Origin of the sequence: Streptococcus sp. SG2 (genome assembly GCF_030439925.1) — a bacterium.
Classification (GTDB): Bacteria; Bacillota; Bacilli; order Lactobacillales; family Streptococcaceae; genus Streptococcus; species Streptococcus gordonii.
In genome coordinates, this window is record NZ_JAQFJD010000001.1 from 714,722 (window position 1) to 740,508 (window position 25,787).

Annotated in this window: 22 protein-coding genes; 4 read left to right on the plus strand and 18 right to left on the minus strand. The window is 40.6% G+C overall.

The genetic code is table 11. The features are described 5' to 3' along the window. Positions 1-465: 465 nt before the first annotated feature. The 5 genes from PCY09_RS03450 to PCY09_RS03470 form a co-directional block, all read right to left on the minus strand. A complete protein-coding gene (locus PCY09_RS03450) occupies positions 466-1,179 on the minus strand; it encodes a M57 family metalloprotease (protein WP_125396966.1) in 714 nt (237 codons plus the stop codon). A gap of 136 nt (positions 1,180-1,315) precedes the next feature. Further along, positions 1,316-2,107: an alpha/beta hydrolase family protein gene (locus tag PCY09_RS03455; protein WP_125396965.1), complete on the minus strand. Its 792-nt coding sequence runs from the start codon at positions 2,105-2,107 to the stop codon at positions 1,316-1,318. A 50-nt stretch (positions 2,108-2,157) separates the two neighbouring features. Next, entirely contained in the window at positions 2,158-3,819 is a 1,662-nt protein-coding gene (locus PCY09_RS03460; RefSeq protein ID WP_008808990.1) for a ribonuclease J, read from the minus strand. Between the two features lie 167 nt (positions 3,820-3,986). After that, positions 3,987-4,427, minus strand: a complete 441-nt coding sequence (locus PCY09_RS03465; protein WP_125396964.1) for a SprT family protein — start codon at positions 4,425-4,427, stop codon at positions 3,987-3,989. Then, positions 4,414-6,546 (minus strand): Tex family protein, encoded by a 2,133-nt coding sequence (locus PCY09_RS03470; RefSeq protein ID WP_125396963.1) that lies wholly within the window; start codon positions 6,544-6,546, stop codon positions 4,414-4,416. Before PCY09_RS03470 ends, PCY09_RS03465 begins: the two co-directional genes overlap by 14 nt. Positions 6,547-6,716: 170 nt before the next feature. Here PCY09_RS03470 and PCY09_RS03475 point away from each other — a divergent pair, with 170 nt between their 5' ends. From PCY09_RS03475 to zwf, 4 genes are all read left to right on the plus strand, one after another. After that, positions 6,717-6,854 (plus strand): SPJ_0845 family protein, encoded by a 138-nt coding sequence (locus PCY09_RS03475; protein ID WP_125366964.1) that lies wholly within the window; start codon positions 6,717-6,719, stop codon positions 6,852-6,854. Further along, a complete protein-coding gene (locus tag PCY09_RS03480; RefSeq protein WP_125396962.1) occupies positions 6,851-7,756 on the plus strand; it encodes a permease in 906 nt (301 codons plus the stop codon). The genes PCY09_RS03475 and PCY09_RS03480 overlap by 4 nt, the downstream gene beginning before the upstream one ends. Beyond that, entirely contained in the window at positions 7,753-8,568 is an 816-nt protein-coding gene (locus PCY09_RS03485; RefSeq protein WP_045773777.1) for a TIGR03943 family protein, read from the plus strand. Before PCY09_RS03480 ends, PCY09_RS03485 begins: the two co-directional genes overlap by 4 nt. Before the next feature lie 131 nt (positions 8,569-8,699). After that, positions 8,700-10,160 carry a glucose-6-phosphate dehydrogenase gene (zwf, locus tag PCY09_RS03490; protein ID WP_060970316.1) on the plus strand — a complete coding sequence of 487 codons (1,461 nt, stop codon included), beginning with the start codon at positions 8,700-8,702 and terminating at the stop codon, positions 10,158-10,160. A 45-nt stretch (positions 10,161-10,205) separates the two neighbouring features. On the opposite strand, the gene ftsY is transcribed toward zwf, so the two are convergent. The 13 genes from ftsY to PCY09_RS03555 form a co-directional block, all read right to left on the minus strand. Beyond that, a complete protein-coding gene (gene ftsY / locus PCY09_RS03495; protein ID WP_125396960.1) occupies positions 10,206-11,795 on the minus strand; it encodes a signal recognition particle-docking protein FtsY in 1,590 nt (529 codons plus the stop codon). 18 nt (positions 11,796-11,813) lie between these two features. Next, on the minus strand, positions 11,814-12,623 hold the full coding sequence (locus PCY09_RS03500) for a Cof-type HAD-IIB family hydrolase (protein WP_061601753.1): 810 nt from the start codon (positions 12,621-12,623) through the stop codon (positions 11,814-11,816). Next, on the minus strand, positions 12,620-13,417 hold the full coding sequence (locus tag PCY09_RS03505; protein WP_061583524.1) for a Cof-type HAD-IIB family hydrolase: 798 nt from the start codon (positions 13,415-13,417) through the stop codon (positions 12,620-12,622). Before PCY09_RS03505 ends, PCY09_RS03500 begins: the two co-directional genes overlap by 4 nt. A 1-nt stretch (position 13,418) precedes the next feature. Then, positions 13,419-16,952, minus strand: coding sequence for a chromosome segregation protein SMC (smc, locus tag PCY09_RS03510; RefSeq protein WP_125396959.1), 3,534 nt, complete (start codon positions 16,950-16,952; stop codon positions 13,419-13,421). Beyond that, the gene (gene rnc, locus PCY09_RS03515; RefSeq protein WP_061601751.1) at positions 16,943-17,641 is read right to left on the minus strand and encodes a ribonuclease III; all 699 of its coding nucleotides are present in this window, start codon (positions 17,639-17,641) and stop codon (positions 16,943-16,945) included. Before rnc ends, smc begins: the two co-directional genes overlap by 10 nt. 242 nt (positions 17,642-17,883) lie before the next feature. Next, positions 17,884-18,240 carry a YbaN family protein gene (locus PCY09_RS03520; RefSeq protein WP_008809001.1) on the minus strand — a complete coding sequence of 119 codons (357 nt, stop codon included), beginning with the start codon at positions 18,238-18,240 and terminating at the stop codon, positions 17,884-17,886. Positions 18,241-18,274: 34 nt separating this feature from the next. After that, complete coding sequence (locus tag PCY09_RS03525) at positions 18,275-19,078, minus strand: MBL fold metallo-hydrolase (RefSeq protein ID WP_048775089.1); 804 nt, start codon at positions 19,076-19,078, stop codon at positions 18,275-18,277. Further along, complete coding sequence (gene vicK, locus PCY09_RS03530; RefSeq protein WP_008809003.1) at positions 19,071-20,432, minus strand: cell wall metabolism sensor histidine kinase VicK; 1,362 nt, start codon at positions 20,430-20,432, stop codon at positions 19,071-19,073. The genes PCY09_RS03525 and vicK overlap by 8 nt, the downstream gene beginning before the upstream one ends. After that, positions 20,425-21,126, minus strand: coding sequence for a response regulator YycF (gene yycF, locus PCY09_RS03535; RefSeq protein WP_012000241.1), 702 nt, complete (start codon positions 21,124-21,126; stop codon positions 20,425-20,427). The genes vicK and yycF overlap by 8 nt, the downstream gene beginning before the upstream one ends. A 205-nt stretch (positions 21,127-21,331) precedes the next feature. Further along, a complete protein-coding gene (gene thrS / locus PCY09_RS03540; protein ID WP_061601750.1) occupies positions 21,332-23,275 on the minus strand; it encodes a threonine--tRNA ligase in 1,944 nt (647 codons plus the stop codon). 91 nt (positions 23,276-23,366) lie between these two features. Continuing rightward, the gene (locus tag PCY09_RS03545) at positions 23,367-23,738 is read right to left on the minus strand and encodes a hypothetical protein (protein ID WP_046165831.1); all 372 of its coding nucleotides are present in this window, start codon (positions 23,736-23,738) and stop codon (positions 23,367-23,369) included. Positions 23,739-24,071: 333 nt separating this feature from the next. Continuing rightward, positions 24,072-24,437, minus strand: a complete 366-nt coding sequence (locus PCY09_RS03550; protein ID WP_061601749.1) for a hypothetical protein — start codon at positions 24,435-24,437, stop codon at positions 24,072-24,074. A gap of 35 nt (positions 24,438-24,472) precedes the next feature. Further along, on the minus strand, positions 24,473-25,786 hold the full coding sequence (locus tag PCY09_RS03555) for a glycosyltransferase family 4 protein (protein ID WP_125396958.1): 1,314 nt from the start codon (positions 25,784-25,786) through the stop codon (positions 24,473-24,475). Position 25,787: the final 1 nt, after the last annotated feature.

The window sequence follows — 25,787 nt, forward strand, 5'->3', positions numbered from 1 at the left end:
ACCTGTCTTTCTTCTATTTTGCCTATATTGTAGCACTCAGACTTTCAATTAACAAGGAAAAATAGGTATTTTTTTAACAAAAATAAAAATCCCCCTCATGGAAAAATTATACTGAGGATTGTTTTATCATCGGTCTTTCAGCTTCTTAAATCTTCTACACTATAAAAGCTACTAGCTCTTCTTCTACTCTACAACTCTAAATAAAAGAACAATCAAATCTGCATACGTCACGAATCTATCATGACTACTTATAATTTTTGTTAACTCGCTGGCCTTTCCTCTACCTTCCAATCCAATTTCTCCAAAGATAAAATAGTTTTCTTAGAAAGAAATGAAAGTTGCCTAATCTGATATCTAGCTAAAAGAAAAAAATGGATTTTAAACTCAAGTCTTCACATTTAAAAGCCCCTCTCCATTGAAAGGAGAGGGGAATGAAAATTCTTCTGAACTTAAATAATTCCGTCTTTAGTCTTGGTACAATTCCTTAACAGCCTGGATATCTATTGGCTGGATACTATAGAAAGATCCTGCAGACTGCATGACGGATGCTGACTCATTGTGATCCAGTCCAATGGCATGACCCAACTCATGAGCTGCTGTATTCACAATCCTTTCATGAGAATATCCGTAGTAGCTGTTCAAAAGATAATAAGCATTCAAACGAACAGTTACTTTAGTAAAACGCTTGGTCAAGACATTTGTCTGAGACTCAGCTTCTCCAGCTGCCGTAATAGTACTATCATTCATTTCAGTAGCGATGATATTAGCTTGGCTTTTATCCTCTACAAGTTGAAAAGTAAAGGCTCCTGTTGCATTCCAAGACTTTATCGCCTCCTGATAAGCTGCTCGAAAAGTAGGGTTTTCCGTCTCAATATAAACTGTCGCTCTAGCAGTCTCCCAACGTGCTCCATCTGAACTTGCTACATGTTGATCGGTTAAATGCTCTCCCAGATTTTGAACATTTTGACCAAGTCCAGTGTGAATACCTTGTTGATCTAAAAAAGTATCTAACTGATTAACCGCTGTCTGTACAGCCTGTCTTACAGCTGTTAGTCCAGTTTGACTAGGATTCGTTAAATAGAGAACGCTCACTAAGATAATAAAGGCTACGATTCCTGCCCATACAAGGCGCCAGAACATTCGCCATATGAAACGAAAAAGGTTTAAAAGGAATCTCATTCTCGCCTCCTCTCTCTCCTAGATAAAAACAGATTATAAAAGACCTTGCTTAAAGTTTTCTAAAGATAGAAATAGAAGAAAGTGGATTCACTAGATAAATCAACGACTTCTACCCACTTTCTACTCGTCTCTAATTTTATGACAAACGCTCTTCTGGCTTATAGTCTATCGGCAACCACTCTAAGAGATATTCCAGCTGTTTTTCCCAATAATACCACTCATGCTTACCAGGACTATGTTTGTAATCCAGTTTTAAGCCAAGTTTCTTCAACTCTTTGACAGCTACTTGGTTAGCCTTATAAAGAAAATCTTGCTCTCCACACCAAGCATAAAACTTAGTTTTCTTGTCTGACTCTGCCACCATACTTGTTAAAAAGTGTTGCTTCATATCAGGAGCATCCAAGTCCCCAAAGACCCCTTCCCAGTAAGCACGATTGTCACCAGGAAGATCATCAAGACTAGTACCATCAATTCCTAAACCAAGAGCACCTGAAAAGGAAGCTGCATAAGAAAAACGATTGGTTTTCAAAGCAATTTTATAGGCACCGTATCCTCCCATCGAAAGACCCGCAATAAAAGTTTTCTCCCGCTTACGGCTCATATTTGGAAAGAAACGTTGTAAGACCTCTGGTAGCTCTTTAACTATAGCGTCATAATAACGGTGCCCGTAGTTTGTATTTGTATACCAGGCCAAGTCAGTCGAGGGCATCACAACAATCAGATTTGTGTGTCTCAATAAACGTTCAATATTGGTTCTCTTACGCCAAGAATTTTCATTTCCCCCCATCCCATGCAGAAGGTATAAAACTGGAATATCTTTATCTTCTACTAGAGCCGGATCAATCTCACTGGCATCTGGATAGATAACATTGACATGTCTTTCCATTTCTAAAACTTTAGAATTATATTCAATTTCAAGAAAAGCCATCTTAGTCTCCTATTCTATGATTTAAAAACAGCCTTCAGGCTGTTTTTCATTTATTTTACTTCCATCACTACTGGTAAAATAGCTGGGCGACGTTTGGTCTGTTCGAAGAGATATTTTGAAAGTACATCGCGAACGTTTCCTTTTAGTTCACTCCAATCAAATTCATCTTTTGCAAGGTAGTCTTCAACTGTTTTATTAATTAATTCAGCACTTTCTATCAAAATATCACGGCTCTTTTTGATATAGATAAAGCCACGAGTATGAACTTTAGCCTTGGAAATAATTTTTTTCTCCCGACGATTCACACTGATTGCAACGATAAAGATCCCGTCTTCTGATAAGACCTTGCGGTCTCTGAGGACGATATTGCCAACATCACCAATAGCATTTCCATCAATAAGGACATCTCCTGCTGACACTGACCCTGCCGGGACAAAATCTCCACGGTCATATTCCATAATGGTTCCGCGTTTTGGAATGAAAATCCGCTCAGGTAAAATGCCAATTTCCATAGCCGCCCTAGCATGGGCGTCCAGTTCTCGGTATTCTCCTTGAATTGGGAAAAGGAATTGAGGCTTCAAAAGATTGAGCAACAATTGTAAATCACGAGCATTTCCATGACCAGATACACGTAAATGCTGGGTAATCAATTTCACGATTCCACCTGCCTGGTAGATCATATTTTCTACTCGGGCAACAACTGCTTCTTTAGCAATAGACGGTGTCGTTACGATATAAACCAGGTCACCCTCTTTGATTTCCACATAGCGGTGACGACCAATTGACATTTTGCGTAAGCCGTTGATAGGTTCACCCATCCGACCTGTCTCTAAAATAATCAGCTCATGGTCTTCGAACTTAGACATTTCTTTTGGCTTGATCAAGAGACGTTCATCTGCCAAAGAAAGCTTCTTCAAACGAATGGCAGTGCGGACAATGTTTTCAACATCAAAACCTGTCAAGACAACACGGCGTCCAGTATCAGCTGCGGCATCGAAAACCTGTTGGATCCGAGAGAGGTTGCTGGCTACTGCAGCCACAATCACACGGCCGTCCCAGTCACCAATGGTGTGCATAATTTCGTCGCCCACTTCACTTTCGCTTGCTACTTGAACATTACTGTCTGCATTAGCAGAATCACTAAGGAGAGCTAATACACCTTCCCGTCCAATCTCAGCCAAGCGGCCAAAATCAGTCGCATAAGACTGACTAGCTGATTGGTCAAACTTGAAATCGCCTGTGTAAACAATATTTCCTTCATCAGTCTTTATCACAATACCCAAGCTCTCTGGTATCGAGTGAGTCGTTCTAAAGAAGGAAACAACCACATTTCCAAACTCAATTTCTGTATTTTCATCAATCACATGGAAGTCATTAAACTTCTTGACAACATCATTATTTTTAACAAAAAGTTTAGCTAGCTCAATAGTCAGTTCTGAACCGAATACAGGCACCTTGGTTTCCGCCAAAAGATAAGGCAAAGCTCCAATAGCATCCGCGTGACCATGGGTCAAGAAGACACCTGCAATTCTATCGCTATTTTCAAAGAGGTAATCCATGTTAGGAATCACCACATCGACACCTAACTGCTCATTTTCTGGATATTTTAGACCTGCGTCCAAAACAAAAATTGATTCATCCACCTCGGCGATATAGAGATTTTTACCATTCTCTCTGACACCACCTAAAGCGATGATTTTCACTTTACTCATTAATTTTGTATCCTTCCATACATTTATATTTTATTACTAACGGTCCTTGGAATCCAAGTCGAATTACAGTCTTGCAACTTTCGCTGCATATCCTCTATATTATACAACTTTTTCACTCTTTTTTCAAAAATGAGGTTAGTCTACTGCAAACAAAAAAGATAGAATTTCTATCTTTCTTGCTTTAGTAATCGTAGTTTTCCTTTACAGCGACCACAGCGGTATCTCTTAAGATCAATCCGTCTTTGTCGATAAAAATCTGCATGGCATTGCTGGCATTGGTAATGTAACTTTCCTTCTGGACTAGAGATACTGGGTGTATAGCGCAAGCCTCCTACCTGTTTAAGCAGTTCCTTAAAATCTCTATCCTTATGCCGATACCCCTTGCCTTGATAATAGAGATGATAATGAACTAGCTCATGGCGGACAATCTTTCGAAAGGTCTCCAGTCCAAAAGTTTCATAGATTTTAGGATTGAAATCCAGATGACCATCTTTGGGAAAGAAGCGCCCACCAGTCGTCCGAAGACGCTTATTCCAAAAAGCTTGGTGGCGAAATTCCCAGCCGAAATCTTCCAGCGAAACCTGCTTGACATACTCATTTAGATTCATTTGGCGCTATCAAAGAGAGGTTGACCTTCTCCCGCTCCACATCCAGTTTATCCACCCAGACAGTGACCAAATCACCAACAGACAGGACTTGACTGGGATGCTTAACAAAGTTTTTACTGATCTTAGAAATATGAATAAGACCGTCTTCGTGGATACCAATATCCACAAAGGCTCCGAAATCGACGACATTCCGTACGACGCCTTCCAACTTTTGGCCAATGCGTAAGTCATTGATATCCAAGACATCCTGTCGCAGAACTGGCGCGTCAAAGGAATCACGCAAATCTCGGCCAGGCTTGAGCAAATCATCAATAATATCTTTTAGGGTTTCTTCGCCCAAGCCCAGCTCTGCAGCCAAAATAGAAGTATGCACAGCCTTTAATTTGGCTTGGGCTGCTTCATCCAAACTGCTGATTTCCAGACGCTTAAAGAGCTCTTCCACTGCCTGATATGACTCTGGGTGAACCCCTGTATTATCTAGCAAGTTATCACTTTCAGGAATACGCAGGAAGCCGGCTGCCTGTTCAAAAGCCTTTGCGCCTAGACGTGGCACTTTCTTGATGGCCTCACGAGACCGAATCAAACCTTCTGTTTCCCGATACTTGACGATATTTTCTGAGATAGTTTTATTAAGGCCAGCTACATGGGCCAGCAGTGCAGGACTTGCGGTGTTGATATTGACTCCAACTTGGTTAACCACGGTATCTACGACAAAGTCCAGACTTTCAGACAGTTTTTTCTGGCTGACATCATGCTGGTACTGGCCAACCCCGATAGACTTAGGATCAATCTTGACCAGCTCAGCCAATGGATCCTGCAAACGGCGGGCAATGGAAATAGCTGAGCGCTTTTCAACGGTCAACTCTGGAAACTCATGACGGGCCAGTTCACTAGCAGAGTAGACAGATGCACCGCTTTCATTGACGATAACATAGCTGACATTTGGATGAGATTTCAAAACTTCTGCTACAAAAGCTTCGCTTTCTCGGCTGGCCGTTCCGTTTCCGATGGCGATGATTTCCACGCCAAACTCCTCAATCAGCTCTGACAACTCCTTCTTAGAAGCTTCAATCTGAGCTGGCTTTGCTGGCGCTACTGGATAGATAACATGAGTCGTCAGCATTTTTCCTGTCGCATCCACAACAGCTAGCTTGGCTCCTGTCCGAAAGGCTGGGTCAAAGCCCAGTACTACGCGACCTTTGAGAGGAGCAATCAGAAGAAGATGGCGGAGGTTATCTGAGAAGAGCTGAATCGCTCCATCCTCAGCAGCCTCAGTCAGCTCGGTCCGAATACGGCGCTCCATGGCTGGAATGATTTTCTTTTTAACCGCTTGCTGGACAGCTTCAATAATATAGGCATTTTTCACCTTGAAACGTACTTCAAAGAAGCGCAAAATTTTCTCAAGATTGTGCTCAAAACCAACCTTGAGAATACCTAGCTTCTCACCACGATTAAGAGCAAGGGTCCGGTAGCCTTGCATGGTCGCTACTTTTTCAGAAAAATCATAATAAATCTGGAAAACTTGCTTTTCATCCAAATCACCATCTTTGAGACTGGATACGATAGAAGAATTGGTCTGCATCTCGTGATAGGTCCAAGCCCGCAGCTTGGTGTCTTCGGAAATCGCCTCGGTCAGAATATCCACTGCTCCAGCAAGAGCAGCTTCTGCTGTTAGAAAGGCTTCACTAGTCAATTTCTCAGCCTCTTCCTGCAAGTTAGCCGCATCCTGTAGGATGAAGCGGGCCAAAGGAAAGAGACCTGCTTCACGCGCAATAGTAGCCTTGGTACGGCGCTTCTCCTTATATGGCAGATACAATTCTTCCACATCAGCCAGCTTTTCAGCAGCCTCAATCTCAGAGCGAAGAGCATCCGTTAGTTTGCCCTGCTCCTCAATCTTAGACAATACCGTTGCTTTGCGCTCTGCTAAAACAGTCATACTCTTATCTAAATCAATGATTGCCTTAATCTCGACCTCGTCTAGATTTCCCGTCATTTCCTTACGGTAACGAGCAATAAAAGGAATTGTATTTCCCTCAGCAGTCAGATCTAGGACCTGTGATACTTGGCTTTCTTTAAGGCCCAATTTCTGAGCAATTTTTTCAATATTTATATTTTCCATAACGTTTCTATTATACCATAAGATTGATTTTAAAAATTCAGAAAGCCAAACTTCTATTATTCTTTTATAGCTCCAAGTTCTCATTAAAGACTAAGTCCTATGTCTCAAAATATCATTTTTTCCTTTTTGGTAGTATAATAGAGTTATTATTTTAGAAATGAGGTGGCCCTATGGCTGTAAAATATAATAGAACAGATGATTTAGATAAGATGTTCGAGGAATTTGCAACCCTTCCTAAGCTAGAAAAAGTAGAATTTCCTGATGATAAAAAGAAAAAAGAAGCGGAAGAAAAGGCTAAAAAATCATGAGTCTCTTTTCAAATCTGCCTGCTAGCGTTTTACAGGCTGGTGCTATCTTTCTCTCTATCATCATCGAGGCCCTACCTTTTGTTTTGATTGGAAGTATTATTTCTGGCTTTATTGAAGTTTACGTCACTCCAGAAAAAGTTTATCACTTCTTACCCAAAAATAAATGGGCTCGGATTTTCTTTGGAAGCTTGATCGGTATTGTCTTTCCATCCTGTGAGTGCGGTATTGTTCCCATTATAAATCGGTTTCTGGAAAAGAAAGTTCCCAGTTACACGGCTGTGCCTTTTCTGGTAACGGCTCCAGTCATCAACCCCATTGTGCTCTTTGCGACCTACTCAGCCTTTGGAAATTCCCTCCGAATGGCTCTGCTTCGTGCTTTAGGTTCTATGGTCGTGGCTATTCTTTTAGGGATTTTTCTGGGCTTCTTCGCAGATAGTCATATTCAAAAAGAAAATCGCAAAGCAGTCCATGAACATGACTTTTCACATCTCAGCAAGGGACAAAAGCTATTTCAGGTCTTTGTGCAGGCCATTGACGAATTTTTCGATACAGGTCGCTATCTGGTCTTTGGCTGTCTCTTTGCCAGCCTAGTCCAAGTTTATGTGCCAACCAGAATCCTGACTTCTATTAGCTCGACACCCGCTATCGCTATTCTTCTCCTCATGCTGCTGTCCTTCCTGCTTTCGCTTTGTAGTGAAGCTGATGCTTTCATCGGGAGCTCCTTGATTGCTAGCTTTGGCTTATCGCCAGTCTTAGCTTTCTTGGTCATTGGGCCTATGCTAGATGTCAAGAATCTGCTGATGATGAAAAACTACTTTAAGACGCGCTTTATCTGGCAATTTATCAGTCTAGTTACCGTCGTCGTCTTTCTTTACACTTGGCTTGTGGGGGTGGTGCTATGATTCGATTTCTAATCTTAGTCGGCTACTTTGAGATCACCATGTATCTGCAGCTGACAGGCAAGCTCAACCAATATATCAACCTTCATTACTCCTATCTGGCATACTTGTCTATGATTCTGTCATTTATTCTGGCAGTGGTTCAACTCATCGTCTGGATGAAGAAGATGGAGGTTCACAGCCATTTAAGTACTCGCTGGGCAAAACTGGGTAGCATACTGCTCCTTATCATCCCACTCTTTGTAGGAATTTTCTTTCCAACTGTTACCTTGGATTCAACCACAGTTTCTGCTAAAGGATTTCATTTTCCACTGGCTGAAGGAACTTCAACTGCTATTCAGCAGGACGAAGGCACAACCAGCCAATACCTGAAACCGGACACTAGCACCTACTTTACAAAAGGGGCCTATGAAAAAGAAATGCGGGCAGCTGCCAAGAAATATATCAATAAAAGTACCATTCAGGTCACGACTGAAAATTACATGGAAGTTATGGAAGTTATCTATGATTATCCAGATGAATTTGTTGGTAAAACGCTTGAATTTACCGGTTTTGTCTACAACGACCCGAGCGATCAGAAAAGTCAATTTCTCTTTCGCTTCGGCATCATCCACTGTATTGCTGACTCTGGAGTCTATGGCCTCTTAACAACTGGAAATACCCAACATTTTGAAGACAATACTTGGATCCATGCTAAAGGAAAGATTGCTGTCCAATACCATAAGAATTTAGGACAGAGTCTGCCTATCTTAAAGGTCTCCAGTTTTGAGAAAGTAGAAAAACCAGACAATCCTTATGTTTATCGCGTATTTTAGAAGAGTTAGACAAGTAGTCTAACTCTTTTCTTAACCTCAGACAAATTATATTCTATTCGTAGCGTCATTTACCATTTTTGAGGCATTTGTGATAAAATAGATACATCATTTTAGAAAAAAAGGATATTAGGATGTCATCTAAAGTTATTGTTACAATTTTTGGAGCTAGTGGAGATTTGGCTAAACGTAAGCTCTACCCTTCACTTTTTAGATTATATAAGTCTGGCAACCTTTCTAAGCATTTTGCTGTTATTGGGACAGCTCGCAGGCCATGGAGCAAGGAATACTTTGAATCTGTCGTTGTTGAGTCTATCGCCGATTTAGCTGATAGTCCTGAGCAAGCACAGGAATTTGCCAGCCACTTCTACTATCAAAGTCATGATGTGCAGGATACCGAACACTACATTGAGTTACGCAAGCTTCAAAACCGACTCAATGAAGAATATCAAGCAGAACACAATAAACTCTTCTTCCTATCCATGGCTCCTCAGTTTTTCGGAACTATTGCCAAACACCTCAAATCTGAAAACATTGTCGATGGCAAAGGCTTTGAGCGTTTGATCGTCGAAAAACCTTTTGGAACAGACTTGGAATCAGCTAGCCAACTTAATGATGACTTGTTGGCAACTTTTGATGAAGAGCAAATCTTCCGAATTGACCATTATCTGGGCAAGGAAATGATCCAAAGCATCTTTGCTATTCGTTTTGCCAACTCACTTTTTGAGAATATTTGGAACCGCGACCACATTGACAATGTCCAAATCACCTTTGCCGAAAAACTGGGTGTAGAAGAACGAGGCGGATATTACGATGAATCCGGTGCCCTAAGAGATATGGTCCAAAACCATACCTTGCAATTGCTGTCTCTTCTTGCCATGGATAAGCCCAACAGCTTTACAAAAGATGAGATCCGTGCAGAGAAAATCAAGGTTTTTGAACGTTTGACACAACCGAGCCAAGAAGATTTGAAAAAATATTTCATTCGTGGCCAATACAAGTCTGGAAAAGTCAATGGTAAGAAATATATTGCTTATAGAAGTGAACCCAATGTCAATCCAGAATCTATGACTGAAACTTTTGTTTCAGGTGCCTTCTTTGTTGACAGTGACCGCTTCCGTGATGTTCCTTTCTTTTTCCGCACAGGTAAACGTCTAACAGAAAAAGGGACCCATGTTAACATCGTCTTCAAACAAATGGATTCCATTTTTGGTGAAAAACTAGCACCGAATGTTCTGACCATCTATATTCAGCCAACGGAAGGTTTCTCACTCAGCGTTAATGGCAAAGAAGTCGGCGAACTCTTCAGTTTATCCCCTATTTCTTTAGATTACCGTACAGAGGCGACTGCTTCTGGAGCTTCTCCTGAACCTTACGAAAAATTAATTTTTGATGTACTTAACAATGACTCAACTAACTTTAGTCACTGGGAAGAAGTAAAGGCCAGCTGGAAATTAATTGATCAAATTGAAGAACTATGGAGAAACAATCAAGCGCCACTTCATGAATATGCAGTTGGAACAATGGGACCAGCTGCTTCAGCAGAATTATTGGCTCAGTTTGGTGCTGAGTGGCAATGGAACCCTCAAAATTAAAGATAGAAAAAGAAATCCAAGGAATATGGATTTCTTTTTTTGTATTTAAAGCAGTCCTTCTAAAAGGCCACGCATAAAGTTCTCTGAATTGAATTCCCCAATATCATCAATCTTCTCACCAAATCCAATCAATTTAACAGGAATATCCAATTCCTGACGAATAGCGAGAACAACACCTCCACGCGCTGTTCCATCAATCTTCGTTAGAACAATTCCTGTAACTGGAGTAATCTTTGAAAATTCCTTGGCTTGAACGAGGGCATTTTGACCTGTTGAAGCATCTAAAGCTAGGAAAGTCTCGTGAGGAGCATCTGGATTAACCCGCTTAATAATCCGGCCAATCTTTTCCAATTCAGCCATGAGATTATCTTTATTTTGCAAGCGACCAGCAGTATCGATCATCAGAATATCAACATTTTCAGCTTGAGCTCGCTCCATACCGTCAAAAACAACGCTGGCAGGATCACACTTTTCAGGACCAGTTACGACAGGTACATCAACACGTCTCCCCCACTCAGCTAGCTGGGCTACTGCTCCAGCCCGGAAGGTGTCTGCTGCTACCAACATAACCTTCTTGCCTTCTTGTTTATATTTGTATGCTAATTTACCAATTGATGTAGTTTTCCCAACACCATTGACACCGACAAAAAGCATGACTGTCAAACCATCTTGGAAATTAATTTTCTCATTGTAGCGACCATCTTTTTCGTAGATATCAACTAGCTTTTCTATGATAACCTTTCGTAAAGCATCAGGTTTCTTGGCATTTTCTAATCTAGCCTCATAACGTAGCTCTTCTGCCAAATTAGAGGCCACTTGCACACCAACGTCACTGGTAATCAACAGCTCTTCCAAATCTTCAAAGAAGTCTTCGTCGACAGTACGGAAATTAGCAAAGAAAGCATTGAGCTTAGCTCCAAATCCTGTCCGAGTTTTTTTCAAACTACGGTCATACTTTTCTTGAACAGTTTCAGTATGACCTTCTTCCTGGTCTGACTTTGTAACTTCAGCCTCTTCACTTGTATCTAGACCTTGCTCCGCTTCATCTGGTAAATCTTGCTTCTCTTCCTCAACAGCTTCTGCTTGATTTGAGTCTTTCGCATCTTCATCAGCCTGACCTGGTTCATCGACGGTTAGAGGGCCTTGGTCTTCTAACTTGCTATCTTCAAGTGCTGGTGTTTCTGAGTCACGTTCTAATTGATCTGCTTCAGACTCTTCTTGGACTGAGGCTGGTTCTTCAGCAAGCTCTTCTTCACTTGAATTGTCTATTTGAGCTTCTTCAGACTTTTCAGCAATGCTTACACTCTCTTCAGTCTCTTCTTGCTGGAGTTCATCCGCTTCTTGATCCTCGAATATATTTTGAGTCTTGTCTTCTATGACCTCATTTAAGACCTGGTCTTCTGCTAAGCGCTCTTCTAGCTCTTCGTAAAATTCCTGCTTTTCCTCTTCTTCAAAAGGTTGATTCTCCTCTTGTAAACTTACTTCAGCAGCATTTTCTACTTGAGACTGATTTTCATTTTCCAGTTCTTCTATTGCGTCCTCTGTTTCAGAAACTTCCGTCTGAACAGACTCCTCTTCTCGGATGTCTTCTTTTTTTTCTTTTTTTCTGCCAAAAAGGCGATCAAATAAGCCCATGGTCTGTCCTCCTTTTCTCTATAAAATATAGTTTTCAATCGCCCAAGCGACTGCGTCTTCATCGTTGGTCAGCGGAGCAACTACCTTGGCTACTGCTTTGATTTCTTCCGTTGCATTCCCCATGGCCACACCAAGTCCTGCCCACTCAATCATGGAACGGTCATTTCCTTCATCTCCACAAGCCATGATCTGACTGGAATCTAAACTAAGATGCTGGCTTAATTTTGCTAAACCAGTTGCTTTATGAACATTTTTCGGAGACCACTCTAACAGCATATCTCGAGATTTAAAAATTTCATATCGCTCAAATAGATCAGGTGAAATCTGAGGCAGTGCCTTATCAATGCTGGATGGATCAAAGGCTGTCACACATTTATTGTAGGTCTGTTCCTCAAATAGATCGTTTAGCGATACGTGTTCAAACTGGAGATAAGGATTGGCTTGGGCATAGAGGGATTTCTGTTCAGATTGCAGCTGATACACAACTCCCTCACTAATAGCATCGAGTGGCAAAGAAAGCTTCTGCGTTTCTTCAAAAATACGAACCACATCAGCATGGGAGAAGACGGTTTTATCTATAATTTCACCAGTATTTCGCTGTACCAAACCACCGTTAAATGTAATAGTATATTCATCCTCTAAACCTGCTGTTCCCAGCTCATCTAGTAAAAACTCCATAGCCTTGAGTGGTCGGCCTGTCGTCAATACAACTTTTACTCCCTTTGCCCTGGCTGCTGCTAGAGCCTTTATATTCCTCTGAGAAATCTTCTTGTCAGAAGTCAACAGGGTTCCATCTAAATCAAGCGCAATCAGTTTAATAGCTGTCATACTAGTTTCTCCATATAGGCAATTACAGACTGATCTTTGTGAGAGCCAATCACCTCAGTTGCTAATTCTAAAATCTCTGGGCGGGCATTCTCTGGTGCAATCGGATGGCCAACAACCTGCATCATATGAAGGTCATTAAGATTGTCACCAAAAGCCATGACTTGGCCCATTTCCAAACCAAGTTTCTTGGCTAATTCGACAATCGCAACCCCCTTATCCACATAATCAAGAACAATATCAATAGATTCATAGCCCGTTGTCATCGCTTTGACTCCAGGAACATTTTCATTGACCCAAGCTTCTCCTTCAGCTATAGTTTCAGGTGTGAAATTAGTCGTGAATTTGAAAATCTCATCATCAATATCAGCTAAACTAGCCACCTTTACAATATTTTCATTGTAGTGAGCTGAAAAATGTAGATAGGTCGGATCTACACTGTCTAAAACATAGCAAGCTTTTTTACCTGTTAGCAAGAGCTTACCAGTATTTACATATGGAGACTCCTTTAACTTTTCAAAAGTATCTAAATAAAAATCTCGGCTCATCGTAGCCTCATATAAATCCTGCCCATGGAATTCAACTAGACTGCCGTTTTCAGCAATGAAAATAATCTCATTACGAACTTCGGCAAACAGCTTCTCCAGAGACAGAATCCCTCGGCCACTAGCTACCGCAAAATAGAGACCTTTCTCTTTGAATTTGACTAAAAGACTTTTCAGACGTTCCATGTCAAATTGCCCTTGACCATCTAAAAAGGTACCATCCATATCGGTTGCAACTAGTTTAATATCCATTTTACATACCTTCTAAATCTTTTAATTTCACCGAAACAATCTTCGACACACCGGACTCCTGCATGGTCACTCCATAAATGGAGTCAGCTGCTGACATGGTCCCTTTTCGGTGGGTAACAACGATAAACTGACTCTCCTTATCAAAGCGGTTGAGATAATCCCCAAAACGTTTAACATTTGCTTCATCCAAGGCCGCTTCAACTTCATCCAAAATAACAAAAGGAATGGTTTTCACTCGAATAATGGAGAAGAGCAAAGCGAGAGCTGACAAGGCCTTTTCCCCACCACTCATGAGATTGAGGGACTGGATCTTCTTGCCAGGTGGCTGCACCGAAATTTCAACTCCAGCTTTCAAAAGGTCACCTTCTGTTAAGATTAAATCTGCCGATCCTCCACCAAACATTTGTTTGAAGGTCATTTTAAAGCTTTCACGAATAGCCTCAAAGGTTGACTTGAAACGTTCCTTGACTTCATCGTTCATTTCTTCGATGGTTGTCAAGAGAAGATTCTTAGCGGACAAGACATCATTTCGTTGTGTATTGAGAAAGTCCAAACGATTTTTTACTTCATCAAATTGTTCAACAGCATCCAGGTTTACTGGGCCAAGCGCACGTATAGATCGTTCCAAGTCTTTGACTTGCCCTTCCGATACTGCTAAGTTTTCGAGAGGACGAGCCTTCTGATTGGCTTCGTCAAAACTCATTTGATATTCTTCCGTCAGACTGGTTAAGAGACGACGCAAAACATCAGTAATCTTTTCTTTTTCAGCCTCAGCCTTGGCCTGATTACGTATCAATTCTTCATTTTGCTTACGAGCCTGATCCAAATGGCTGAGAATGTCTTCAGACTGACCTTCCAAATCTTCCAATTCAAATTTCAGGCGAATCAGTCCTTGGTTTAAGTCTGTCTTTTCTTGATTTGCAGTCTTCAACTGATCTTCTAGAACTGCAATGTCCACCTTTTGGAGACTGGATTCTTTTTGTTCCATTAAGAGTTCTAGAGTAGACTGTTCTTTGACTAAAGCTATTTTTTCTTCTTCCAAACGTTCTAAGTCATTTTTCTCAAAACGTTGGAGAGAGGTCAGCTCAGTCCGAGATAGTTTTAAGTCTGACAATTTATTGGAAAGTTTATCAAAACGTTCTTGAACAGCATCTTTATTCGATTTAACCTGCTCAATTTCCTGTGTCACATCCAATTTAGCCTGTTCAATTTCTACTAAACGAGCCTGCAATTTGGCTTGTTCGCCAGAAATATCTAAGCCAGACAACCTTGCCAATTCTTGCTCTTGCATATCTTTCAGATTCGTCAGCTCTTCCACTCGCTTTGCAATTTGCTCATAAGCTAAACTAGCTTTTTGTTCTGCCAAGCGGGCGCTTTCGCCATCTTCCTTGATTTGATCTAAGACATGCTTAGCTTGACTCAGTTGATTGTGTAGGATTTGGACAGTCTCTTCTTTTTCCTTCAATTGGACATCTTTTTCCTTTATATCAGACAAAAGAGCGTCCAATTCCGGTTTGATAAAGATCGTATTGTTGTTTCTATTTGCTCCACCAGCGTAGGAACCACCTGTTCGCAGTTCTGTCCCGTCTAGAGTGACTATTCTGACTTGGTAACGAACCTGACGGGCCGCAGCTCCTGCATTGTCTACCGTATCAAAAATGGCTGTCGTCCCAAGCAGATTTTGGAAGATGGTATCCAAGCTTGCATCATAAGTGACCAGCGAAGATGCCAAACCAAGGAAACCTTTACTAGACTCAATGCTTGTCCGATGATGATCAGCTAGCTGACGCGGTTTGATCGTTGTCAGTGGCAAGAAAGTGGCTCGACCAGCTCGATTTTTCTTCAAGAAATCAATAGCTTTTGTAGCAGCCGCTTCATCTTCGACAATAATATTCTGACTGCTAGCTCCTAAAGCGATCTCAAGAGCTGTCTGATAATGCGGATCAAAACTTAATTTTTCACTAACAGCACCAACAATCCCACCTAAGCGATCAGACTCTTGCAAGACACTTTTTACACCAGCATAGAAATTACTATGATTTTTAAGAATAGCTTCCAAACTCGCAGAACGAGCCTTCTTATTTTTCAAATCGTCCAACAAATCAAACATAGTTTTCTGCTGATTTTGGTAACTTGTCTGCAGTTCTTGTACTTTTTCCACCTGCGCCTGGTAAGCATTCAACAAGTCTTTTAGATTCTTCCGAGCTGTTTCCAACTCTTCTATATGGGCTGTTTCAGCATTTTGGCTTTCTAACAAGTCCCTTTTAATTTTTTCAAAATCTGCTTGTTTACTCTCGTTTAGTTTCAACTCATTAGCCTGACGGCTTTCCAGAGCAGTCAAATCATTGGATAAATCAGCCTCTTCTTTCATGAGTTTGACATATTGATCTCGTAAATGCTCAATCAATTGATCAGGATTCTCAGAAAAATCGGCAATCTCTTTTTCTAGCTCATCCATTTCCTGTTGATTCTTATCCAATTTTTCTGCAATAAGAGCCAGATTTTCAGACTTAGCCTGACATTCTTTCTCCGTTTGCTCCAACTTCTCTGCCAATACAGCCATACGAGCCTCATTTTCCTTACGGCTACTAGCCGCCTGACTCGATTCAAGCTTAGAGAGGTCAATTTGTCGCTCCAAGTCACTAATCAGACGAGTTAATTCCAGTAGCTTAGCTTGATCAGCTGCCAAGGTCTGATTAAGCTCATGGCGCTTAGATTTGAGAGTTTGGTTCTCCAGTTCCAATTCATCGCGTTTGCTATAATAGGCTGACAGCTCTTCCTGAATCTTGGCCAAATTCTCCTCAGCCTGGTTCAGCTTTTCCTTATTAGCTGTCATTTGAGCAACCAAGACATCTAGGTAAAGTTCTCGCCTTTCCTGATCTAACTCCAAAAAGCGTTTAGCAGTTTGTGCTTGCTTCTCTAAAGGTTTGATTTGCCCATCCAATTCGTAAATAATATCTTCCAAGCGATCCAAATTGTCTTGGGTTTGAGCCAATTTACTCTCAGTTTCCTTACGACGCGTCTTATATTTCAGTACTCCTGCAGCCTCTTCAAAAATAGCACGCCGCTCCTCTGGCTTACTGTTAAAGATCTCTTCTACCTTACCTTGGGAAATAATAGAGAAGGAGTCCCGTCCAAGCCCTGTGTCCATAAAGAGATCATGAACATCACGCAAACGAACTTTTTTACCATCTATCTTGTACTCACTATCACCACTTCGATAAATATGACGCTCAACTCTAATCTCCTTAGCTGCATTCTTGATAAATTGGTCGCTATTATCAAGAACCACTACTACAGACGCATAATTAAGGGGCTTACGTGTTTCAGTCCCTGCAAAAATGACATCGGGCATCTTACCGCCACGCAAACTCTTAACACTGGATTCTCCCAAAGCCCAGCGCAGACTTTCTGTAATATTGGACTTACCTGAACCATTGGGGCCGACAACTGCTGTCACCCCTTGGTCAAAAACTACCTTTGTTTTATCCGCAAAAGATTTAAAACCCTGGATTTCAATTTCTTTTAAATACATGAATGATTTTCCTTTTCAAAGGCATTCTTAGCAGCCTCTTGTTCTGCCAGCTTTTTAGAACGCCCTTGGCCTTTTCCTACTAAACGGCCGTCAACCGAAACGCTAACCTCAAAATTTTTGGCATGAGCTGGTCCAGATTCAGACACGACTTGATAAAGAATTTCTACATCTCCATTAGACTGAAGCAACTCTTGCAATTTTGTCTTATAGTCTGTCACCTGCTCAAAATCTCCTGCCTCCACCTTAGGAATCATGACTTGATAAATAAAGTCCTTCACAACTTCCAAGCCTTTATCAAGTAACAAAGCTCCTAAGAAAGCTTCAAACAAGTCACCTAAAATCGTTTCGCGCTCACGGCCCCCAGATTTTTCTTCTCCCTTACCCAGCTTGATGAAACGATCAAACTGACAATCACGACTGAAACCCGCCAAACTTTCTTCACGAACAATCGTTGAACGAAGCTTAGTCAGATCTCCTTCAGGTCTCTTGGGATATTTTTCAAATAAATACTCAGAGATAATTAATTGCAGAACAGCGTCTCCTAAAAATTCCAGGCGTTCATTGTGTGAAATTTTTAAGAGGCGGTGTTCATTGGCATAACTTGTATGAGTAAAAGCTGTTTCTAGCAATGAAACATCCTTGAAAACCAAGCCAAATCGATCAAACAAAAGGTTTTCTAATTTTTTCATAAACCTCTACCTGTGTTCAAACTGATAAACACAAGTCCAATCCTTTCTATCTTTATAGCAAAGTAGAGTAGAAAGACACTCTTAACAAATGGTAAAAGTAAGTTCTACTGCTGTTTAAATCTTCTATTAGAAAGAAGACTGCACAGCTACTATTATACCAAAAATTAAATTTTCCTGCCCTCTTTTTCTTGCTTTAGGCAAAGGAAAAAAGACAATTATAACAATTGTCTTTTCTATAGTTATTACTTATCAGGAATGACCTTAAATAAGTAGTAGGTGATAAAAATTGTCAGAGCAAATAGACCGATCTTTACAAGTAGAAGAGGAGCAAAAAATATAGAAATGCCCATCAAAATGTAGATGGATACAATAATCTTTTTCTTACGCTCCTTGGCAATCGATCCTGTCTCCCGAAAATCCGCCACATAAATCTGATACATTTTTGTATGATAGAGCCAATTTTCAAAACGTTTGGAACTCCGAGAGAAGCAAGCTATGGACAAGAGCAAAAAAGGCGTTGTAGGCAAGATAGGAAGAAGAATTCCAACAACTCCCAGCCCCAAGGACACTAGTCCAACAAGAAAATAAATGGGACGCATAAAATCTCCTGGTTATTTTTTATTTTCAACATGATTAAATTGATGTCAGAGGCGTAGCCGTATCAGGCGAAGTATCCAAAACTTGAAAGTCATGATTGACTGCCAAGTCAGCTTGAGCCAGCTGATTAACCATAGTCATATGAGCCAGCTCCTTGATATTATTCTCCTTACTCAAGTGACCTAGATAAATCTTTTTGGTACGGTTCCCCAAGGTTCGAATCATCGTATCAGCACCATCTTCATTAGATAAATGCCCTTTATCAGATAAAATACGTTGCTTAAGACTCCAGGGGTAAGCTCCACTACGCAAAATTTCTACATCGTGATTACTCTCAATCAAGTAACCATCAGCATTTTCAACTACTCCAGCCATACGGTCACTCACATAGCCCGTATCCGTCAGCATGACAAAGCTTTTATCGTCTTTCATAAACCGATAAAATTGTGGTGCCGCCGCATCATGGCTAACACCAAAACTTTCAATATCTATATCACCAAAAGTCATAACCTTACCCATTTCAAAAATATGCTTTTGGCTGATATCAATTTTCCCTAAGGCACTATCCATAGCTTTCCAAGTATCTTCATTAGCATAGATATCTAAATTATACTTGCGGGCTAAGACCCCAACACCATGAATGTGATCCTTATGTTCATGAGTTACTAAAATAGCATCTAAATCTTCTGGTTTACGATTAATTTCACTTAGGAGACTAGTGATTTTTTTACCAGATAGTCCCGCATCCACTAAAATCTTCTTTTGGGTTGTTTCTAAATAAAAACAATTACCACTAGATCCAGATGCTAAAATGCTATACTTAAAACCTTCCTTAGTCATCTTTACTTTCTACTTCTTCACTTTCCCAGCCATCATCCAAAACAGCATCCTTATCATACGGCAGGACAATTGTAAAAGTTGATCCGACTTCATACTCACTCTTGGCCCAGATAAAGCCATGGTGCTGCTTGATGATTTCTTTTGCAATCGCAAGTCCTAAGCCCGTTCCACCTTGCGCACGGCTTCGAGCCTTATCCACTCGATAAAAACGGTCAAAGATCTTAGGCAAGTCTTTTTTGGGAATTCCCAATCCTTCATCAGAAATTGAAATAATCAGCTGATCTTCCGTCGTTTTCATCCCTACGGTAATCTTTCCACCATCTGGAGAATACTTGATAGCATTATTCATGATATTATCAATGACCTGCGTCATTTTATCAGTATCAATTTCAACCCAAATAGGTGTGATTGGATAATCTCGTACAATCTCATATTTTTTGGTTTCATCCTGACTTTTAATCTTATCAAAACGATTCAAAATAAAAGTGATAAAAGCTGTAAAATTAGTTAATTCTACATCCAAATGACTACTATCATTATCAATCCTTGATAAGCTAAGCAAATCAGAAACCATCCGCATCATTCGGTTCGTTTCAGTAAGAGAAACTTTAACAAATTCAGGAGCAACTGGCTCAGAAAGAGCGCCCTCGTCCAAAGCTTCTAGGTAAGACTTAACACTTGTTAAAGGGGTCCGGAGCTCATGACTTACGTTTGATACAAAAAGCCGACGCTCCCGTTCCTCTTTTTCCTGTTCTGTCGTATCGTGCAAAACAGCTACCAAACCAGAGATAAAACCAGATTCCCTACGAACCAAGGCAAAACGAACACGCAGACTTAGATATTCTCCATTTTCATCCTGTGAATCAATCGTCAATTCCGGCATCTTGGTAATTAAATCCCGCAGATCATATTCATCCGCAATATCTAACAAGTCTAAAATACTTGTATTTTGGACTTCCTCTGGATCAACACCTAGTTGCTTAGAAGCCATATCATTAATCATGATAATCTGACCCCTACGGTTGGTTGCCAAAACCCCATCTGTCATGTAGGACAGGATACTAGTCAAACGTTTGGTTTCTTGCTCCAGATTTTCTTGTGTTAATCTAGTCACCTCAGACAAATCATTTATACTATTGGTCATATCCGTAATTTCTGGACTGCCCTGCATATCCAGAACCTCGGAATAGTCTCCTGCGATTAAATCTTTGATCTTTTGATTGAGCAGACGAAGTTGGCGATTATCCCTTCGATTCTCTAAAAAGAGCAGGGCAACAACCAAAATAAAACCTAAAACAATTAAAACAAAAACAAAATCTACAGAAAACACAAATTGTCTAATATTTTCAATCATTGTTTCTCATATAATAGCCAACACCACGACGAGTTAAAATATACTCTGGTCGGCTTGGCGTATCTTCAATCTTTTCACGTAGACGGCGAATCGTCACATCAACAGTGCGTACATCACCAAAATAATCATAACCCCAAACTGTCTCTAGTAGGTGTTCGCGTGTCATTACTTGACCAACATGACTAGCCAAATGGTAGAGTAATTCAAACTCACGATGGGTTAATTCTAGCTCTTCACCATGTTTCTTGGCAACAAAAGCATCGGGTAAAATTTGCAATTCACCCACTGTCAACTCATTTGAGCCCTTTTCATTTTCTTGGGTATCTACAGCAAATTCTGAACGTCGCAAAATAGCCTTGACACGAGCTTGGAGCTCACGGTTAGAGAAAGGCTTAGTCACATAGTCGTCTGCTCCGATCTCAAGGCCGATAACTTTATCAAACTCACTATCTTTAGCCGATAGGACAATAATTGGAACATTACTGGTCTTCCGAATGGTGCGTGCTACTTCTAGCCCGTCCAACTCTGGCAACATCAAATCCAAAATCAAAATATCAGGATTTTCAGCTTCAAACATCTCAAGAGCTTCACGACCATCAAAAGCCGTAACAACTTCATAGCCCTCTTTTACCATATTAAATTTTATAATATCTGAAATTGGTTTTTCATCATCTACAACTAATATTTTCTTCATATCTTTCACCTTTTTTTCTGTCTCTTTTATTATAACAAACTTTCTTAAAATAGACTAATTTCCCCAATTAAAAATACTATTCTTTATCTTACAATTTAAAGACATTCGTGACAATGCTGTAAAAAATTAGCTCATAAAAAAATCTAAAAATAAACTGTCAAAAAATGAGATTACAAAAAGAACCCGCAAAGCGAGTTCTTGATCATTATTTTTCAACGCGTGATTTGTTAGCGATATCAGCTAGGATAGCTTCCACAAATTCGTCTACTGCTACCGTATGTGTTTCTTTTTGTCCGTAGCGACGAACGTTGACTGTTCCATCTTCCATTTCCTTGTCCCCAACGATCAATTGGTAAGGGATCTTGCTGGTTTGTGAAGCACGAATCTTGAACTGCATTTTTTCATTACGCTCATCCACATCAGCACGGACACCGCGGTCACGGAGTTTCTTAGCCACTTCCCAAGCGTAGTCCACGTGTTTTTCGTTAGAAACTGGGATGAGGGTCACTTGATGTGGTGCAAGCCATGTTGGGAAGGCACCCTTGTAGTTTTCAATCAAGATAGCTGTGAAGCGTTCCATGGTTGAAATAACTCCACGGTGAATCATAACTGGACGGTGTTCTTCACCATCAGCTCCGATGTATTTGAGGTCGAAACGTTCTGGAAGCAAGAAGTCGAGCTGGATAGTAGAAAGGGTTTCTTCTTTTCCAAGGGCTGTCTTCACTTGGATATCGAGTTTTGGTCCGTAGAAGGCAGCTTCTCCTTCCGCTTCAAAATAGTCTACGCCCATTTCATCAAGCGCTGCACGAAGCATAGTTTGGGCATTTTCCCACATCTCATCGTTGTCAAAGTACTTGTGAGTGTCTTGAGGGTCACGAAGAGAGAGACGGAAGCGGTACTCAGTCAAGTTGAAGTCTTCGTAAACATCGATAATCAACTGAAGGGCACGTTGGAATTCCTCTTGGATTTGTTCTGGAGTAACAAAGAGGTGACCATCGTTGAGAGACATTTCACGCACACGTTGAAGACCAGTGAGGGCACCAGATTTCTCGTAGCGGTGCATCATACCGATTTCAGCGATACGGATTGGCAATTCACGGTAAGAATGAACATGGTGTTTGAAGACTTGGATGTGGTGTGGGCAGTTCATTGGACGAAGGACAAACTCTTCACCGTCTCCCATGTCCATAGTTGGAAACATATCTTCACGGTAGTGATCCCAGTGACCAGAAGTTTTATAAAGCTCTACTGATGCAAGTGGTGGAGTGTAAACATGTTGGTAGCCTGCAGCGATTTCCTTGTCGACAATATAGCGTTCCAATTCACGACGGATAGTCGCACCGTTTGGCAACCAGAATGGCAGACCTTGTCCAACCTCTTGTGAAATCATGAAGAGGTCAAGTTCTTTACCAAGTTTACGGTGGTCACGTTCTTTGGCTTCTTCACGCATTTGAAGGTAGTTCTTCAAGTCTTTCTTGTCAAACCAAGCTGTACCATAGATCCGTTGCATCATAGCGTTGTCGCTATTTCCACGCCAGTAAGCACCTGCTACATGGAGAAGGTGGAAGATTTGGATGCGACCAGTTGATGGGACGTGAGGTCCACGGCAGAGGTCCACGTATTCACCCTGACGGTAGATAGTCAAACCACCTTCGTCTTCAGAGTGTTCTTCGATCAATTCCAACTTGTAAGGGTCGTTCTTAAAGATTTCACGTGCCTCGTCTTTGGTAACTTCCTCTCGAATAGATGGGAAGTTTTCCTTGACGATCTTCTTCATTTCTTCTTCGATACGAGGAAGGTCTTCGTTAGAGATTTGACCAGCTGTGTTGTCCGTATCGTAGTAGAAACCATCTTCGATAGCTGGACCAACTCCCAAGTGAATGTCTGGGAAAAGGCGACGAGCTGCTTGAGCAAACAAGTGAGCAGCTGAATGGCGCAAGATTGGAAGGGCATCTTCGTGATCAGGTGTCACGATTTCGATGGAACCATCTTCGGTGATAGTACGAGTCGTGTCGATGAGTTTGCCGTTGAATTTACCAGCCAAGGCTTTTTTAGCGAGGGAATTGCTGATGCTTTGCGCAATTTCAAAAGTTGTAACGCCAGATTCGAATTCACGAACAGCACCATCTGGGAAAGTAATCTTAATCATGGTTTTCTCCTTTAAAAAATTATCGTATTTTTATAACTGAGGTTTGAAGGAATAGGGAAACTAGTCATTTACAATGAATGATATCAGTTGATTATTTAAATAAATGATAGTTTAACTTTCTCATTCTATAGATAAAGAAAGCTGTAGAAATAAATAGATAGCATACCAAAGAAAGGATTAGAGACAAGTATTGCTCATCAGTCATCTCACCTTCCATGTATATCCTTATCGGATAGCTTTTTATCGCATTGACCAAATAGATAGCAGCTGTCAAACTTAAAAGATATCCCGTTATAATGAGTTTCTTGTTGTTGAAAAACATTAAGATACCAAGAAAGGGGGCAAGGAAGGGCAAGAGAGGAATGAGTAGAAAAAATGAAAAGACGACAATATACTCTAACCCCCATAGGCTGAGAGTTTTCATTAGCCATACATAGACTATAAGGAAGGTACAAGCCATCATCCAAGATAAATATTTCTTCAAATCTATCACCTCATTCAGCCCTTAGCTAAATTTCATTTTAACTTTGTCATAACTATTCTCCATACAAAAAGCGACATCCTCGAAAGGACGTCGCAACGTGGTTCCACCTTCATTTATGTTCCTCAAAAAAGAGGGACACCTCTGATTGGCTCTAACGTAGCCACCGTTTTATGTTTTCATAAAATCCAGTAGAGTAGTCCCAACTGCATCCTCTACGCGATTTCCAGCTCCACGCGCTCTCTAAAAGATTTCCTGCAGGTGATATGTCTCTAGGAAACATTATAGCACGATTGAAAAAATTTGCAAGAACTTTTACATTTTTCTAGCTTCGCTTTTTTTCTTTCTCAAATGATAAAACAAATGGCCTAATCCATTACCAGCCAGTGAAGAAAGAAAATAAACCAAGTGATAGAGAGGAATCCATTCTCCAAAGATAAAAATTGTCAGCAAAAATAGAAGGCCAACTAAGAGTGAAAAACGCAATGAAAATCCATAAAATACTGCATATAGAAAAGACACCAAAAGAGTGACCAGAGGTGAAAATATAAGAACATTTCCAACCATAAGGCTTTTACTTACTATTGAATCAAGTGGCAAATATATTGGCAAAATATCAAATATTAAATAGAAAAAAACAAGGGGAAGTAAGAAAAGAAATTCATTTTTTCTGTCTTTCATCCCCTCATCTCCTTTTCACCTTTCAAAGAGTAAACTTATTCTAGGTATTTGCGAATTTTTCTGATTTGTTTTCTTGAAGCCTTGATCATCCGAGTGGAACCATTTACCGGAAGAAGGATAATTTTACCCGGCAGTTTTATCATTGATTTTGCAAAGCGCTTTGTTCTTGTTTCATCCGGCCTAATTTCATTTTGAAAATCTTTAGAAATCCCTAAATCCAGATAGAATTCATAGACACGGCGCCCAAAATTTTCTGCTGAAATCTCATAGAGTTTATCTGCCAATCTCTCTTCGTCCATTTTAGGCGTTGTCATAACTGCTTCTAAAATAGCACCAGATAGGTCATTGTCCTCATAATAAAGCGTCCCAAACATTTTATCCGTCACAACATTATCTAGATAAGGATTGCCATGTGCAATAATCGGTGTACCACTGGCAATACTTTCCAAATATGTTAGACCTTGTGTCTCACTAGTCGAGGCAGAAATAAAGAAATCAGCCGCCTTATAGTAAAGGGCAGTTTCATTTGGAGGAATCATACCTGTGAAAATGATAGAATCAGTAATACCTAAACTCTCAGCCTGTTCCTTCAAGTCCGCCAAATAAGGCCCATCTCCTGCTACTACCAATTTTACAGCAGCATTTTCTTTTAAGACATTTGGTAAGGCTTCAATAACTGCTTGAATATTTTTCTCATAGGAAACTCGAGACAAACTGAGCAACATAGTTTCCGAATCATCGATTGCCAATTTCTTTCGTAAATCTTCAATATGATTTTTGGTAATTTCAGGCCGTTCAAACTTAGCCAAATCAATCCCTGTAGGAATGACCCTCTTTTCAGTTGTAACCTTATAACGTGTCAACAAATCATAGACGATTTCACTAGGACAAATCACACCATCCATGTCATTCAAAAAACCACGAACGATATACTTAACCATACTAGGCCGAATCAGCATTCCATTTGCAATATAGCGGACGTAATCTTCATATTGAGTATGATAGGTATGCAGGACAGGAATCTTTAATTCCTTAGCAATCCAGACCCCTAACAACCCCAATGAAAATTCAGTCTGTGTGTGAATGATATCAAGCTGATACTGGCGAGCAATCTCTAAAGCCTTAGAAAAACCTCGGTATGCAACCCGACGATCTTTAAAGGCAAAAAAGGGTACACTCGGTATCCGAATAATCTGCCAATCCTCATAACGATTCACGTCTTTATCAGTTGTCGTAAAGATAAAAACTGTATGTCCTTGCTTTTCAAGTTCCGTCTTCAAAGTCCGAATACTCGTCGCCACACCCGAGACCTGAGGGAAATAGGTATCTGTAAAAAGACCAACTCGCATA

Bases quoted from the DNA above. Each gene is read 5' to 3' on its own strand.
- PCY09_RS03475 (WP_125366964.1), top strand. From the start codon at position 6,717: ATGGCTGTAAAATATAATAGAACAGATGATTTAGATAAGATGTTCGAG.
- rnc (WP_061601751.1), bottom strand. From the start codon at position 17,641: ATGAAAAAATTAGAAAACCTTTTGTTTGATCGATTTGGCTTGGTTTTC.
- yycF (WP_012000241.1), bottom strand. From the start codon at position 21,126: ATGAAGAAAATATTAGTTGTAGATGATGAAAAACCAATTTCAGATATT.
- PCY09_RS03465 (WP_125396964.1), bottom strand. From the start codon at position 4,427: ATGAATCTAAATGAGTATGTCAAGCAGGTTTCGCTGGAAGATTTCGGC.
- PCY09_RS03525 (WP_048775089.1), bottom strand. From the start codon at position 19,078: ATGACTAAGGAAGGTTTTAAGTATAGCATTTTAGCATCTGGATCTAGT.
- smc (WP_125396959.1), bottom strand. From the start codon at position 16,952: ATGTATTTAAAAGAAATTGAAATCCAGGGTTTTAAATCTTTTGCGGAT.
- PCY09_RS03485 (WP_045773777.1), top strand. From the start codon at position 7,753: ATGATTCGATTTCTAATCTTAGTCGGCTACTTTGAGATCACCATGTAT.
- PCY09_RS03455 (WP_125396965.1), bottom strand. From the start codon at position 2,107: ATGGCTTTTCTTGAAATTGAATATAATTCTAAAGTTTTAGAAATGGAA.
- PCY09_RS03505 (WP_061583524.1), bottom strand. From the start codon at position 13,417: ATGGATATTAAACTAGTTGCAACCGATATGGATGGTACCTTTTTAGAT.
- vicK (WP_008809003.1), bottom strand. From the start codon at position 20,432: ATGATTGAAAATATTAGACAATTTGTGTTTTCTGTAGATTTTGTTTTT.
- PCY09_RS03460 (WP_008808990.1), bottom strand. From the start codon at position 3,819: ATGAGTAAAGTGAAAATCATCGCTTTAGGTGGTGTCAGAGAGAATGGT.
- zwf (WP_060970316.1), top strand. From the start codon at position 8,700: ATGTCATCTAAAGTTATTGTTACAATTTTTGGAGCTAGTGGAGATTTG.
- PCY09_RS03480 (WP_125396962.1), top strand. From the start codon at position 6,851: ATGAGTCTCTTTTCAAATCTGCCTGCTAGCGTTTTACAGGCTGGTGCT.
- PCY09_RS03555 (WP_125396958.1), bottom strand. From the start codon at position 25,786: ATGCGAGTTGGTCTTTTTACAGATACCTATTTCCCTCAGGTCTCGGGT.
- PCY09_RS03550 (WP_061601749.1), bottom strand. From the start codon at position 24,437: ATGAAAGACAGAAAAAATGAATTTCTTTTCTTACTTCCCCTTGTTTTT.
- PCY09_RS03520 (WP_008809001.1), bottom strand. From the start codon at position 18,240: ATGCGTCCCATTTATTTTCTTGTTGGACTAGTGTCCTTGGGGCTGGGA.
- thrS (WP_061601750.1), bottom strand. From the start codon at position 23,275: ATGATTAAGATTACTTTCCCAGATGGTGCTGTTCGTGAATTCGAATCT.
- PCY09_RS03470 (WP_125396963.1), bottom strand. From the start codon at position 6,546: ATGGAAAATATAAATATTGAAAAAATTGCTCAGAAATTGGGCCTTAAA.
- PCY09_RS03500 (WP_061601753.1), bottom strand. From the start codon at position 12,623: ATGACAGCTATTAAACTGATTGCGCTTGATTTAGATGGAACCCTGTTG.
- ftsY (WP_125396960.1), bottom strand. From the start codon at position 11,795: ATGGGCTTATTTGATCGCCTTTTTGGCAGAAAAAAAGAAAAAAAAGAA.
- PCY09_RS03545 (WP_046165831.1), bottom strand. From the start codon at position 23,738: ATGATGGCTTGTACCTTCCTTATAGTCTATGTATGGCTAATGAAAACT.
- PCY09_RS03450 (WP_125396966.1), bottom strand. From the start codon at position 1,179: ATGAGATTCCTTTTAAACCTTTTTCGTTTCATATGGCGAATGTTCTGG.